At 63.5% G+C, this 12,785-nt stretch carries 12 protein-coding genes; 5 read left to right on the forward strand and 7 right to left on the reverse strand.

The window, feature by feature from the left end; translation table 11 throughout:
• The first annotated feature begins 31 nt into the window (after positions 1-31).
• From ligA to Q8M85_RS14450, 3 genes are all read left to right on the forward strand, one after another.
• Positions 32-2,149 carry an NAD-dependent DNA ligase LigA gene (gene ligA / locus Q8M85_RS14440; protein WP_305545837.1) on the forward strand — a complete coding sequence of 706 codons (2,118 nt, stop codon included), beginning with the start codon at positions 32-34 and terminating at the stop codon, positions 2,147-2,149.
• Positions 2,146-4,230, forward strand: a complete 2,085-nt coding sequence (gene recG, locus Q8M85_RS14445; protein WP_305545838.1) for an ATP-dependent DNA helicase RecG — start codon at positions 2,146-2,148, stop codon at positions 4,228-4,230. The genes ligA and recG overlap by 4 nt, the downstream gene beginning before the upstream one ends.
• 99 nt (positions 4,231-4,329) lie before the next feature.
• Positions 4,330-4,452: a hypothetical protein gene (locus Q8M85_RS14450; RefSeq protein ID WP_305545839.1), complete on the forward strand. Its 123-nt coding sequence runs from the start codon at positions 4,330-4,332 to the stop codon at positions 4,450-4,452.
• A 119-nt stretch (positions 4,453-4,571) separates the two neighbouring features.
• On the opposite strand, the gene Q8M85_RS14455 is transcribed toward Q8M85_RS14450, so the two are convergent.
• Positions 4,572-5,015, reverse strand: a complete 444-nt coding sequence (locus Q8M85_RS14455) for an iron-sulfur cluster assembly scaffold protein (protein ID WP_305545840.1) — start codon at positions 5,013-5,015, stop codon at positions 4,572-4,574.
• 84 nt (positions 5,016-5,099) lie between these two features.
• On the opposite strand from Q8M85_RS14455, the gene hisI reads away from it, so the two are divergent.
• The gene (gene hisI / locus Q8M85_RS14460; protein WP_305545842.1) at positions 5,100-5,471 is read left to right on the forward strand and encodes a phosphoribosyl-AMP cyclohydrolase; all 372 of its coding nucleotides are present in this window, start codon (positions 5,100-5,102) and stop codon (positions 5,469-5,471) included.
• Positions 5,472-5,506: 35 nt separating this feature from the next.
• On the opposite strand, the gene gluQRS is transcribed toward hisI, so the two are convergent.
• The 5 genes from gluQRS to gyrA all read right to left on the reverse strand — a co-directional run bounded on the left by gluQRS (position 5,507) and on the right by gyrA (position 11,229).
• A complete protein-coding gene (gene gluQRS / locus Q8M85_RS14465; protein WP_305545844.1) occupies positions 5,507-6,355 on the reverse strand; it encodes a tRNA glutamyl-Q(34) synthetase GluQRS in 849 nt (282 codons plus the stop codon).
• Positions 6,343-7,674, reverse strand: coding sequence for a methylenetetrahydrofolate--tRNA-(uracil(54)-C(5))-methyltransferase (FADH(2)-oxidizing) TrmFO (trmFO, locus tag Q8M85_RS14470; RefSeq protein ID WP_305545846.1), 1,332 nt, complete (start codon positions 7,672-7,674; stop codon positions 6,343-6,345). Before trmFO ends, gluQRS begins: the two co-directional genes overlap by 13 nt.
• Before the next feature lie 66 nt (positions 7,675-7,740).
• Positions 7,741-8,118 (reverse strand): DoxX family protein, encoded by a 378-nt coding sequence (locus Q8M85_RS14475; RefSeq protein ID WP_305545848.1) that lies wholly within the window; start codon positions 8,116-8,118, stop codon positions 7,741-7,743.
• Between the two features lie 113 nt (positions 8,119-8,231).
• Positions 8,232-8,525, reverse strand: a complete 294-nt coding sequence (locus tag Q8M85_RS14480; protein ID WP_305545850.1) for a hypothetical protein — start codon at positions 8,523-8,525, stop codon at positions 8,232-8,234.
• Positions 8,515-11,229 carry a DNA gyrase subunit A gene (gene gyrA, locus Q8M85_RS14485; RefSeq protein ID WP_305545852.1) on the reverse strand — a complete coding sequence of 905 codons (2,715 nt, stop codon included), beginning with the start codon at positions 11,227-11,229 and terminating at the stop codon, positions 8,515-8,517. The genes Q8M85_RS14480 and gyrA overlap by 11 nt, the downstream gene beginning before the upstream one ends.
• A 191-nt stretch (positions 11,230-11,420) precedes the next feature.
• Between gyrA and Q8M85_RS14490 the strand changes: the two genes are divergently transcribed.
• Entirely contained in the window at positions 11,421-11,690 is a 270-nt protein-coding gene (locus Q8M85_RS14490; protein ID WP_305545855.1) for an usg protein, read from the forward strand.
• A gap of 171 nt (positions 11,691-11,861) precedes the next feature.
• On the opposite strand, the gene rocF is transcribed toward Q8M85_RS14490, so the two are convergent.
• Positions 11,862-12,785, reverse strand: coding sequence for an arginase (gene rocF, locus Q8M85_RS14495; RefSeq protein ID WP_305545857.1), 924 nt, complete (start codon positions 12,783-12,785; stop codon positions 11,862-11,864).

Consider the following 12,785-nt stretch of genomic DNA (forward strand, 5'->3'; position numbering starts at 1 on the left):
ACCTCTGCACGGAAGTATCTGGGGGGCGGGCATGGTGGAGAAGGCGGTCGATCTCCTGACCGAGGCCGAAGCGCGCGAAGAACTTTCGCGTCTGGCGAAGGCGATTTCTGCCGCCAACACCGCCTATCACACGCTTGACGCGCCCGAGATTTCGGATGCCGACTACGACGCTCTGAAACAGCGCAATGCCGCGATCGAGGCGCAGTTTCCGGGGCTGAAGCGCCCCGATTCGCCATCTGACCGGGTGGGCGGCGCCGTGGCCGAGGGTTTTGGCAAGGTGCCGCACCGGCAGCGGATGCTGTCGCTGGAGAACGCCTTCGCCGCCGAAGACGTCACGGACTTCGACGAACGCGTGCGCAAGTTCCTGGGTTACCTCGGCATACTGGACTATACCGCCGAGCCGAAGATCGACGGGCTATCCCTGTCTCTGCGCTATGAAGGCGGGGTGCTGGTCCAGGCCGCGACCCGGGGCGACGGCGAGGTGGGCGAAAACGTCACAGAAAACGCCCGCACCATCGCGGATATCCCGCAGCGCATGACGGGCGCCCCTGCTGTGCTGGAGGTGCGGGGCGAGGTCTACATGTCACACGCCGACTTTGCCGCGCTGAACGCCCGCCAGGCAGCCAGCGGCGACAAGACCTTCGCCAACCCCCGCAACGCCGCTGCCGGATCGCTCCGCCAGCTTGACGCCCGCATTACCGCGGCCCGGCCTCTGCGTTTCTTCGCCTATTCCTGGGGTGAGCTTTCCGATCCCCTGGCCCCAACCCAGTTCGAGGCGATCCGCCGCCTTGACGCTATGGGCTTCCAGACCAATCCCCTGACCGTCCGGTGCTCCGGCCCTGGGGAAATGCTTGCTCACTATCGCCACATCGAGGCACAGCGTGCGACTTTGGGTTACGACATCGATGGGGTGGTCTACAAGGTGAACGACCTTGCCCTGCAAACCCGGCTTGGCTTCCGCTCCTCGACCCCCCGCTGGGCCATTGCGCACAAGTTTCCGGCTGAGCTTGCCTGGACCGAGCTTCTGGGCATCGACATCCAGGTCGGCCGCACCGGGGCACTCTCTCCGGTGGCGCGGCTGAGGCCGGTCACGGTCGGCGGGGTGGTGGTCTCGAACGCGACCCTTCACAACGAGGATTACATCGCCGGTCGCGATCGCCGTGGTCAGCCGATCCGCGGCGGCAAGGACATTCGTGTCGGCGACTTGGTCCAGGTCTACCGCGCCGGGGACGTGATTCCCAAGGTCGCAGACGTCGACCTCTCTCGTCGCAAGGAAGGCGCACAAGTCTATGTTTTTCCATCGGAATGTCCAGAATGTGGCAGTCCCGCCCACCGCGAGGAGGGCGACTCGGTGCGCCGCTGCACCGGCGGCCTGATCTGCCCGGCACAGGCGGTGGAACGGCTGAAGCACTTCGTTTCTCGCGCGGCCTTCGACATAGAAGGCCTGGGCGCCAAGCAAGTGGAGATGTTCTTCAACGACCCGGCTCTCCCGATCCGTACTCCCGCCGAAATTTTCACTCTCGCCGCAAGAGACGCCACCAACCCCTTGCAGAAGCTGAAAAATCGAGAGGGCTTCGGCGACACCTCCGCCGCCAAGCTTTTCACCGCGATCGAAGCCCGCCGGACAATCCAGCTTGACCGGCTGATCTTCTCGCTGGGAATCCGCCACGTCGGCGAGGTCGCGGCAAGCCTTCTCGCCCGCCACTACACCAGCTGGGACGCCTTCGAGTCCGCAATCACGCACGCCAGCCCCGGCACGCCGGAGTGGGCAGAACTCAATTCGATCAGTGGCGTGGGTGAAGTCATGGCGCAAAGCCTGGTCGATGCCTTCCAGAATCCGGCAGAGCGCCAGGCAATCGATGCGCTGGTCGCCCAGCTGACGGTGCAGCCGGTGCAGGCGCGCGGAAGGGTCGACTCGCCCGTGGCGGGCTTGACTGTCGTATTCACCGGCACGCTGGAGAAGATGACCCGCGCCGAGGCCAAGGCGCGGGCCGAGGCTTTGGGGGCAAAAGTCGCGGGCAGCGTCAGCGCGAAGACGGACCTGCTGGTCGCAGGGCCCGGGGCCGGCTCGAAGGCCAAGGATGCCGAACGCCTGGGGGTCCGCATGATCGACGAGGATGCCTGGCTGCAGCTGATTGGCGCCGCATGAGCCGGCCCGAGGCGCTTTTTCCGCTTTTTGCCGCGCTGGAAACCCTTCCCGGCATCGGCCCGAAGGCAGCAAAAGCCTTTGAAAGCCTTGGTGTTACGCGACCCAAAGATCTCCTTTACCTCCTGCCTCATTCCGGTGTGGACCGCGCCCTGCGCACGACGATCCGCGAGGTCGTCCCGCCCGCTACTCTGACGGTTGAGGTCGATATTGGCCAACACGTTCCGCCGCGCCGCAAGGGTGGGCCCTACCGGGTGCATGTCCGCGACGCCCGGGTCGAGTTCTTGCTGGTCTATTTCCACGCCAGGGCCGAGGCCTTGGCCAAGCTTTTGCCGACGGGCCAGCGGCGATTGGTTTCGGGAAAGGTCGAGCTTTTTGACGGCATCGCCCAGATGGTGCACCCCGACCACGTACTGAGGGTCGAGGAAGCACGCGAGATTCCAGCCTACGAGCCGGTCTACCCGCTTGCCGCCGGGCTTACGCAGCGGGTGGTTGGAAAGGCGGCTCAGGCCGCACTGACCCGGTTGCCGTTGCTGGCTGAATGGATAGATCCCGCCCTCTTGGCCCGTGAGGGCTGGCCCGACTGGCCCTCGGCGCTGCATGCAGGGCATGGGCCGACCGGCGCGGCGGGTTTGGCATTCACCCATCCGTCGCGGTTGCGACTGGCTTATGACGAGCTTTTTGCCCATCAGCTTACCCTCTCTATCGCCCGCGCGCGGCTTCGGCGCTCCAAGGGGTTGGTCACCGAAGGAACTGGAACTTTACGCAACAAGGTGCTGGAAAGCCTGCCCTATGCCCCCACTACAGCCCAGATCCGCGCGGTCCGCGAGATCGCTGCCGACATGGCTCAGCCCCTGCGAATGAATCGCCTTCTGCAAGGCGATGTGGGGGCCGGGAAAACACTGGTCGCCTTCCAGGCCCTGCTCACCGCTGTCGAGGCCGGTGGCCAAGGCGTCATGATGGCGCCGACCGAAATCCTCGCGCGCCAGCATTTTGAAGGTCTGGCTCCCTTGGCCCGTGCTGCGGGCGTGCGGCTGGAACTGCTGACTGGCCGTGATCGTGGCGCGGACCGGGCGATGAAGTTGGAGGACCTTGCCATGGGGCGCATCCCGATCCTTGTCGGGACCCATGCGGTCTTCCAGAAGGATGTCGAATTCAAGGATCTGCGCCTTGCAGTCGTGGACGAACAGCACCGATTCGGCGTGGCGCAACGGATGGAGCTGGGCGCCAAGGGCGAGGCTGTCGATGTCCTGGTGATGACCGCGACGCCCATTCCGCGCAGCCTGGCGTTGGCGACGCATGGCGATATGGATGTCTCGGTGCTGGACGAGAAACCGGCTGGCCGCAAACCGATCCGAACCGCGATGGTCTCGGCCGAAAGGCTGGATGAAGTGGTGGACCATCTGCGAAGGGCCGTGGCTGAAGGGCGGCAGGCCTATTGGGTCTGTCCGTTGGTCGAAGAGTCGGAAGTCGTCGACTATGCCAGTGCCGAGGAACGCTTTCGCACGCTGCGTGCAGGCTTGGGCGACCGCGTGGGGCTGGTGCATGGCCAGATGCCGCCTGCCGAAAAGGACGCAGCAATGGCACGCTTCGTCGCGGGTGAGACCTCGGTGCTTGTGGCGACGACGGTGATCGAAGTCGGCGTCAACGTACCGAATGCGACGATCATGGTGATCGAGCAGGCAGAAAGTTTCGGCCTGGCGCAGCTTCATCAGCTCCGGGGTCGGGTCGGGCGGGGCGAGGCGGCCTCGACCTGCCTGCTGATCTATCAACCGCCGCTGAACGAGACCGGGAGACGGCGGCTGACAACGATCCGCGACACCGAGGACGGCTTCCGCATCGCCGAGGAGGACCTGGCCATGCGTGGAGCCGGCGACTTGATCGGTACGGCACAGTCCGGCCTGCCGCGGTTTCGGGTGGCAGATCTGGAGCGGCAGGCCGGCCTTATGGCTCTGGCGCAGACCGACGCGCGCAAGCTCCTTCTGGACGACCCTGAGCTTTCTGGCCCAAGGGGAACCGCAGCACGGGCGCTGTTGTGGCTGATGGACCAGGACCGCGCGCTGCGGCTGATAAGTGTCGGCTGAAACTTCCGGGTTCCGATCTGTTCGCGAATGTTCTTAAAAAGTTCTTTACAGCGTTGCGGCATTATGAGAACAATATGGCAACCAATCATGGAGGACACAATGAAAGACGCCATGAAGACCCTGCTCAGCCACACACCCAAGGGTGCGGTCGAGGACATGATCGGGCTGGCCGCGCTTTTCGTGATCCTGTTCGCCGTCCTTTCGCTGCCCGGTCTAACCTAAGGTTTCTGCCCCGCGCTCTGTCCCCCAAGGATGACGGTCCGCCTCGCCTGGCCCACCGTCCGCCGTTTCCAGACGCGCCACTGCCGCCGCCATCCCTTTGGATGTGCGGCGGTTTTTTTCTATGCGGCGGCCTGTGCAGCCTCCATCGCCTCGCAGGCCGCCTCCAGCGCCAGCAGGATCGAGGCGTGCCGGTTCTTGTAGTCGCGGGCGGGAAGAAGAACCTCGTAGGCGTCGAACGGGGCTGGGGGAACCGGACCGCCTTCCTTAAGCATCGCACGGAGAGAGTCTCTTGCGGCTGTCAGCTCGGGCAGCGTGCGGCCAATGGCGACATTTCCCAGCACGGCGGCCGAGGCTTGCCCCAAGGCGCAGGCTTTCACGTCCTGCGCGAAATCGGCGATGCGGCCCTCCTTGACCACCACGTCGACCGTCACCGTGGACCCGCAGAGGGGCGAGCGGCGCCGGGCCGTTCCTTGGGCCGCAGGCAGGCGACCGAGATGCGGAATCTCCGCGGCCAGCCCAAGGATGCGGGCAGAGTAGAGCTTGATGAGGTCGCTGTCGCTCACTTGGAATGATCGCCTTCTCGGATGGAAATTGCCTGGCTGACCCCGTATGTAAACCCGGTGAACCCGCCTGCCAAGGAGAAGGCCATGAAGTTCGACCCGGCCACACTAAAGTATGATGCGGCGGGGTTGATCCCCTGCGTGGCGCAGGATGCTGCTTCCGGTGAGGTGCTGATGGTGGCCTGGATGACCGCTGCCTCGGTTGCGGCGACGCTGGACACGGGGAAGGTGACCTATTGGTCGCGGTCGCGGGGGGTGTTCTGGGTGAAGGGGGAAAGCTCGGGCCACCATCAGCGGCTGGTCGAGCTGCGAATCGATTGCGACCGGGATTGCCTGCTGGCCCTTGTGGAACAGGAGGGGCCGGCCTGTCATACCAACCGCAGGTCCTGCTTCTATACAGCGATCCGGGACGGCGAGGAGGTCGAGATCATCCAGCCTGTCCACGGTGGACAAAGCTGAACCCCCATTTTAAAACAAAGACTTGCTCGCGAACGTTAAGGATTTGGTAATCCGACCATGCGGCGGATATCGGACGGTTTGGCGCCCTCGGCCCGGTACTTCTGAAGGGCTCGGGAGTCGTCGCGTTTTGCAAGCCGCTTGCCCTGATCGTCCCGGATCAAGCGGTGGTGGTGGTAGGTGGGCGTCGGCAGACCGAAAAGGTGCTGCAGGATCACCTGGATCGGCGTGAAGTCGAACAGGTCCTCGCCCCGGATGACATGGGTCACGCCCTGGTCGGCATCGTCGAAGGCCGAGACGAGGAAATAGGCCACGATATCCTCGCCCTTGCGCGACAGGACAACGTCGCCGATCTGGCGTTGAGCCTGACCGGGATCGACGCGGTGCTGGCCGGCATGGGCGGGCCCGGTTTCCAAGAACGACAGATCGGTGCCCGCAAGCACCTCCAGCGCAGCCGCCAGGTTCAGACGCAGCGCGTCGCCGGGTCTTCGCGTGTGTATCCCGCGTTCGTGGCAGGTGCCGGGGTAGACGTTGAAAGCCACACCCTCCTGCGGGGCGGCCAGAGCTGCGCGGATATCGGACCGGGTGCAAGAACAGGGGTAAAGCAGGCCCTTGCGCTCAAGGGCTTCGAGGCGGGTGTTGTAGCCAGAAACATGCTGCGCCTGACGGTGGATCGGGCCATCCCAGGTCAGGCCCAGCCAGGAGAGGTCCTCCTGGATCAACGCGTCATACTCGGGCCTGCATCGTTCCAGGTCGGTATCCTCCATGCGCAGAAGGAAGCGGCCCCCGACAGCGCGGGCCATGTCATGCGCAAGGATGGCAGAATAGGCATGACCCAGATGCAGGGGGCCGGTTGGCGAAGGTGCGAAGCGGGTTACGAAAGCCATGCCGTGAACGCGACCTTGGCGCGGTCGGTATAGGCTTTGTAGCGGTCCTTCCGGCCCTTCCGACCACCCTTGGCGTCGATGGGGGGGAAGAGACCGAAGTTGACGTTCATCGGCTGGAAGGTCTTCGCGTCGGCCCCGCCGGTGATGTGGGTAACAAGTGCCCCCATTGCCGTTTCCGGGGGGGGCGGAGAAATCTCGTGCCCGAGAAGATCGTGCGCGGCCATTCGTCCTGCCAAGAGGCCCATCGCGGCAGATTCGACATAACCCTCGACCCCGGTGATCTGACCGGCAAAGCGTATATACGGACGGGATTTCAGCCGCATCTGTGCGTCAAGCAGCGTGGGGGAGTTGATGAAGGTGTTGCGGTGGATGCCGCCAAGACGGGCAAAGCTGGCGTTCTCCAGGCCCGGAATCATCTTGAAAACAGCGGTTTGCGCGCTGTATTTCATCTTGGTCTGAAAGCCGACAATGTTGTGCAGGGTGCCCAGCTTGTTGTCCCGACGCAACTGGACCACGGCATAGGCCTTTTCATCCGGCTTGTGCGCATTGGTCAGGCCGACTGGCTTCATCGGGCCGTGGCGCAGCGTCTCGCGTCCACGTTCGGCCATGACCTCGATCGGCAGGCAGCCGTCGAAATAGCCCGCGGTTTCGCCTTCGTGAAACTCGGTCTTCTCGGCCGCCAGCAGAGCGTCGATGAAGGCGTCGTACTGGTCGCGCGACATCGGGCAGTTGATATAGGCCTTCTGCTCATCCTCGGTCTCGCCCTTGTCGTAGCGGCTTTGCAGCCAGGCCACGGACATGTCGATGGTCTCTGTATATACAATCGGCGCGATGGCATCGAAGAAGGCCAAAGCGTCGGCCCCGGTGGCTGCGCGGATGCTTTCGGCCAGGGAGGCGCTGGTCAGGGGGCCGGTGGCAATGATCCAGTGGCCGGATGAGGGAAGTTCGGTAACTTCTTCATAAGAAGTGGAAATCAGCGGATGTGATTTCAGCTTTTTCGTCACGGCGGCGGCGAAGGGATCGCGGTCCACGGCCAGTGCGCCACCCGCAGGCAGGCGGTGATTGTGGGCCATTTCCATGACCAGACTGCCGGCCGCGCGCATCTCCCAATGGATCAGCCCGACGGCGTTCTGTTCATGGTCGTCCGAGCGGAAGGAGTTCGAGCAGACCATCTCGGCAAAGTCGCCGGTGCGGTGCGCGAAGGTGGCGACCTTGGGCCGCATCTCGTGCAGGACGACGGGGACGCCAAGGTTGGCCGCAGCCCAGGCGGCTTCTGAGCCTGCCATGCCGCCGCCGATGATGTGAAGAGGTTCGGTCATGGCCGGGATTTAGGCCGAATTGACGGAAAAGGAAAGCCGGGGGCAGCACCCGCCCCCGGCGGATGTTCAGGCCTTGTCCACGGCAAGCTTGCCGGGGCCGTGGGCGAAGATCATCAGGAAGGCACCGGCGATCCCGAGGTTCTTGAAGAACATGATCATCTGCATCTGGTCAGCGGGCGCAAAGTGATACAGCAGCCCGGCCAGCACGCAGAAGCCTGCGCCAAGCAGAGCCATCCAGCGGGCCTGGAAGCCGATCAGCATCGAGACGCCCAGAAGGATTTCGAAGATGATCGAGGGCCAGGCCAGAAAGCCGGGCAGGCCGCCCGAGGTCAGATAGCCGGCAAAGCCGGCGACATCGCCAAGCTTGCCCAGGCCAGCCGGAATGAAAACGGCGGCGAGGAAGATGCGCGTGACGAGCGGCGCGTAGGTCTTGAGCTGTTCCATGAGTATTCCTTGAACGCTTGTTCCGGTCTTGTGCCGGGTCCAGGCGTTCTTGCATGGGGGCGGAACTGTTCAAATTCCGTGCCGGGGCAGGGGCTTTGTGCGCTGACGCGCAATTAACCCACAAGGCGACGGCGTTGATCTGCAGTGAAGGCGGCGGGATCAGAGACATCAGCCCCCAGTTCGGCGGCCTTCTGGAAGAACCCCGGGGCGGGCAGGTGGTCTTGCGACAGCCGTTGGCGCAAGACTGCGGCGCGGAAGGGACGGCCCCGTGCGGCGTCTTCCTCCATCAGGATCTCAAGTGCCGCCGTGAGTTCGCCCATGCGCAGGCCCATGTCCCGCGCAAGGGCGCCGTAGGGCAGGGTTTCGCCCGCAGCCGCGAGGGCTGCGAGCCTGGCCTCAAGCCTCATCGCCCTGGTCGGCGACGCGGGCGACCGAGACGACCTCCTCATCGGCGGCCACGGAGAAGACCTTGACGCCTCCAGCACTGCGCGAGCGGAAGCTGACCTGGTCGACCGGCACGCGGATCGACTGGCCGGTCGAGGTGGCAAGCATGATCTGGTCGGAAGTTTCGACCGGGAACGAGGCTATGATACGGCCGCCACGGGGCCCGGGCGAGATCGCCTTGACGCCCATGCCGCCACGACCGCGGACCGGGTAATCGTGGGAGGAGGAGAGCTTGCCCGAGCCGCCCTTGGTGATGGTCAGGATCAGATCCTCGGCCGCCGACATCTCGGCGTAGCGGTCGGGGGACAACTGGCCGGCGGGAACGTGGTCTTCCTCGTCGTCGGTGTCCTCTTCGGTGATCCCGGCCATCAGGCGGCGCTGCTTGAGGTAGGCTTCGCGTTCCTCGGGCGTGGCCTCGAAGTGGCGGATGATGGACATGGAGACGACGTGGTCGCCCTCGGCCAGGCGGATGCCGCGGACGCCGGTGGAACCGCGGGATTTGAAGACGCGGATCTCGGTGGTCGAGAAGCGGATTGCGCGGCCAGCCTCGGTGACCAGCATGATGTCGTCCTGGTCGTCGGCGATGGCGGCGTTCACCAGGGTGATGCCTTCGGGCAGGTTCATCGCGATCTTGCCGTTCCGCTTGACGTTGGTGAAGTCTGAGAGGTCGTTCTGCCGGACGTCGCCGTCCGAGGTGGCAAAGACGATCTGCAGGTTGCCCCAGTCTTCCTCGGGCACGTCGACGGGCATCAGAGCGGCGATGGAGATGCCGGGATCGATCGGCAGGATGTTGACCAGTGCCTTGCCTTTGGCGGTGCGTCCCGCCAGCGGCAGGCGCCAGGTCTTCAGCTTGTAGACCATGCCGTCGGTGGTGAAGAACAAGAGCCAAGTATGCGTATTCGCGACGAAAAGTGTCGTCACGACATCGTCGTCCTTGGTCTGCATCGACGACAGGCCCTTGCCACCCCGGTTCTGGGCGCGGAACTCGGCCAGGGGGGTGCGCTTGATGTAGCCGCCCGAGGTGATGGTCACGACCATATCCTCGCGCTCGATCAGGTCCTCGTCTTCCATGTCACCGGACCAGTCGGTGATCTCGGTGCGGCGGGGCACGGCAAACAGGGCTTTGACCTCGCGGAGTTCGTCCGAGATGATCGCCATGATCCGGTCTCGGGAGCCAAGGATGTCGAGGTAGTCCTTGATCTTGGCGGCCAGCTGTTCCAGCTCGTCGGTGATCGTCTTCACGCCAAGCTGCGTAAGACGTTGCAGTTGCAGGTCCAGGATCGCGCGGGCCTGGACTTCGGAAAGGTTGTAGGTCCCGTCCTCGTTGATAGGGTGCGAAGGGTCGTCGATCAGGCGTATATACGGCACGATCTCGTGCGCCGGCCAGCGCCGGGTCATCAACTGCTCGCGCGCATCGGCAGGGGTTGCCGAGGCGCGGATCGTGGCGACGACTTCATCAACGTTCGACACGGCGACGGCAAGACCGCAAAGAACATGGCTGCGTTCGCGGGCCTTGCGGAGTTCATAGGCCGTGCGGCGCGCTACAACTTCTTCGCGGAAAGTAATGAAATAGCTAAGGAAATCTCGCAGCGTCAACTGCTCGGGGCGGCCGCCATTCAGGGCCAGCATGTTGCAGCCGAACGAGACCTGCATCGCCGAAAAGCGGAACAACTGGTTCAGCACCACGTCCGGCGTCGCATCGCGCTTGAGCTCGATCACCACGCGGACGCCGATCCGGTCGGATTCGTCGGCGATGTTCGAGATCCCCTCGACCCGCTTTTCGCGGACCAGTTCGGCGATCTTCTCGATCATCGTGGCCTTGTTGACCTGATAGGGGATCTCGTCGATGACGATGGCCCAGCGGTCCTTGCGCAATTCCTCGATGTGGGTCTTGGAGCGGATGATGACCGAACCACGCCCCTCCAGATAGGCCTTCCGCGCGCCAGAGCGTCCCAGGATCTGGCCGCCGGTCGGGAAGTCGGGTGCAGGGATGATTTCCATCAGCTGTTCCATGCTGATGTCCGGGTTCTCGATCAGCGCCAGTGTGCCGTCGATCACTTCGCCCAGATTGTGCGGCGGAATGTTCGTGGCCATGCCGACGGCGATGCCGCCCGCACCGTTGACCAGCATGTTCGGGAAGCGGGCGGGAAGGACGGTGGGTTCCTTGTCCTTGCCGTCGTAGTTGTCCTGGAAATCGACCGTTTCCTTGTCGATGTCGGCAAGAAGGAAAGCGGCGGGCTTGTCCATCCTGACTTCGGTGTAGCGCATGGCCGCCGCATTATCGCCGTCCATCGAACCAAAGTTGCCCTGGCCGTCCAGAAGCGGCAGCGACATCGAGAAGGGCTGCGCCATCCGCACCAACGCGTCATAGATCGCACTGTCGCCGTGAGGGTGGTATTTTCCCATCGTGTCGCCAACCGGGCGGGCTGACTTGCGGTAGGCCTTGTCATGGGTGTTGCCCGATTCCTGCATCGCAAAGAGGATGCGGCGGTGGACGGGTTTCAGCCCGTCGCGCAGGTCAGGGATCGCGCGGGAGACGATCACGCTCATCGCGTAGTCAAGGTAGGCGGTCTTCATCTCGGCGGCGATGTCGACCTGAGGGCCGTGCCAAGTGGGACGCTCCGGGCTTTCTTCTTTTTTATCAGTGTCTTCCGGGGTATCGGCCATGAGGGCGCGCGCCTTCCTTGCAAGATCAAGATTTAGCAGGTGGGAAGATACACCATCCTAGCTATGGGGTGCAATGGCAGGGTGCACGCAAGTGGCAGCCATTGAGGGTGAGTGACAACATACTGTTTTCATTGATTTTTAAGGGAGGCCTGTCATGATTTCGTCATGGGCCACCAGAAAGGACGGTTGCAATGGTCGGACGCGAGACGGAACTGATGCTGAAGGGCTACGGGCTTACCACGGCAGAACTGTATTACCGGATGCCGGATTATCGCAGTGTTCTGAATAGCTTCATCTGGCAGGAGTATGATCTGGCGCCGGACTATCCGAAGATGTTCCAGTTCATCGAGTTCTGGCAGGAAAAGATCGAAGGGCCGCTTCATTCGGTGCGTTTCACCCATCGCAAATTGATTGCGCCAGGAGAATGGCGGAATGTAGTGGGTGAGTTCAACTTGCACTGACTGGAAACAGTCGTGACGCCAAAGGCAATTTGTTTCCGGTTGTGGAGTTGGGGAGCGGAAACAATCGCAGGATACTGGCGCTGTTTGTCGCCAGCGTAGCTACAGCGTATATACATATTGTATATACGTGATAATATTTTCCACGCGATCAATGACTTGCAGCTGACCTTATCACTTCGACCGTGTCGGACGGTCGAATACCTTTTTTCCCATCAGGGACCCGACGAGGTCGACCATCAGTCGGGCAGTCATCCCGCGATCATCGAGGAACGGGTTCAACTCGACCAGATCCAACGAGGTGACAAGGCCGCTTTCGTGCAGCAACTCCATCACCAGATGCGCCTCGCGGAAGGTGGCTCCACCCGGAACCGTGGTGCCGACGGCAGGGGCGATGGCGGGGTCGAGGAAGTCGACGTCCAGGCTGACATGCAGCATGCCGCCTTCGTGCCGGACAAGGTCCAGGAACTCGCGCAACGGGGCCACAAGGCCGCGTTCGTCGATGACCCGCATGTCATTGATGAAGATGTCCCGCTCCAGCATTGCGGCCTGTTCGGCCGGATCGACCGAGCGGATGCCGAACATGCAGATCCGGTGGGCGGGCACAGGGGCCGGGAAGGGAGGGAAGGCGTCAAACCCGTCGCGCCCGGCGATATAGGCCAAAGGTGTGCCGTGCAGGTTGCCCGAAGTGGTGGTCAATGGGGTGTGGAAGTCGGAATGGGCGTCGAGCCAAAGGAGGAACAGCGGTCGGCCCTGCCGTGCGGCAAAGGCGGCGGCCCCGGCGGCGGACCCAAGCGCCAGCGAATGATCGCCGCCCATGATGATCGGGAAACCGCCCTGCGATAGCGCATCATCGACGCGGTCCATCAGGATCTCGGCCCAGCCGACGGTTTCCGGTAGATCGTGCACGACAGGGTTGGCGCAGGTGACCGGCTTCAGCTCAGGCAGGACAAGGTCGCCCCAATCTTCGACCCCGTGGCCCTCGGCGCTGACCTCGCGGGCGATCCCGGCGACACGGTAGGCGGCGGGGCCCATCAGGCAGCCGGGGCGCTTCTGGCCCGAGTCGATGGGGGCGCCGATCAGGATGGTCTTGGGCAT

Origin of the sequence: Tabrizicola sp., assembly GCF_030694085.1 — a bacterium.
GTDB lineage: Bacteria > Pseudomonadota > Alphaproteobacteria > Rhodobacterales > Rhodobacteraceae > Tabrizicola.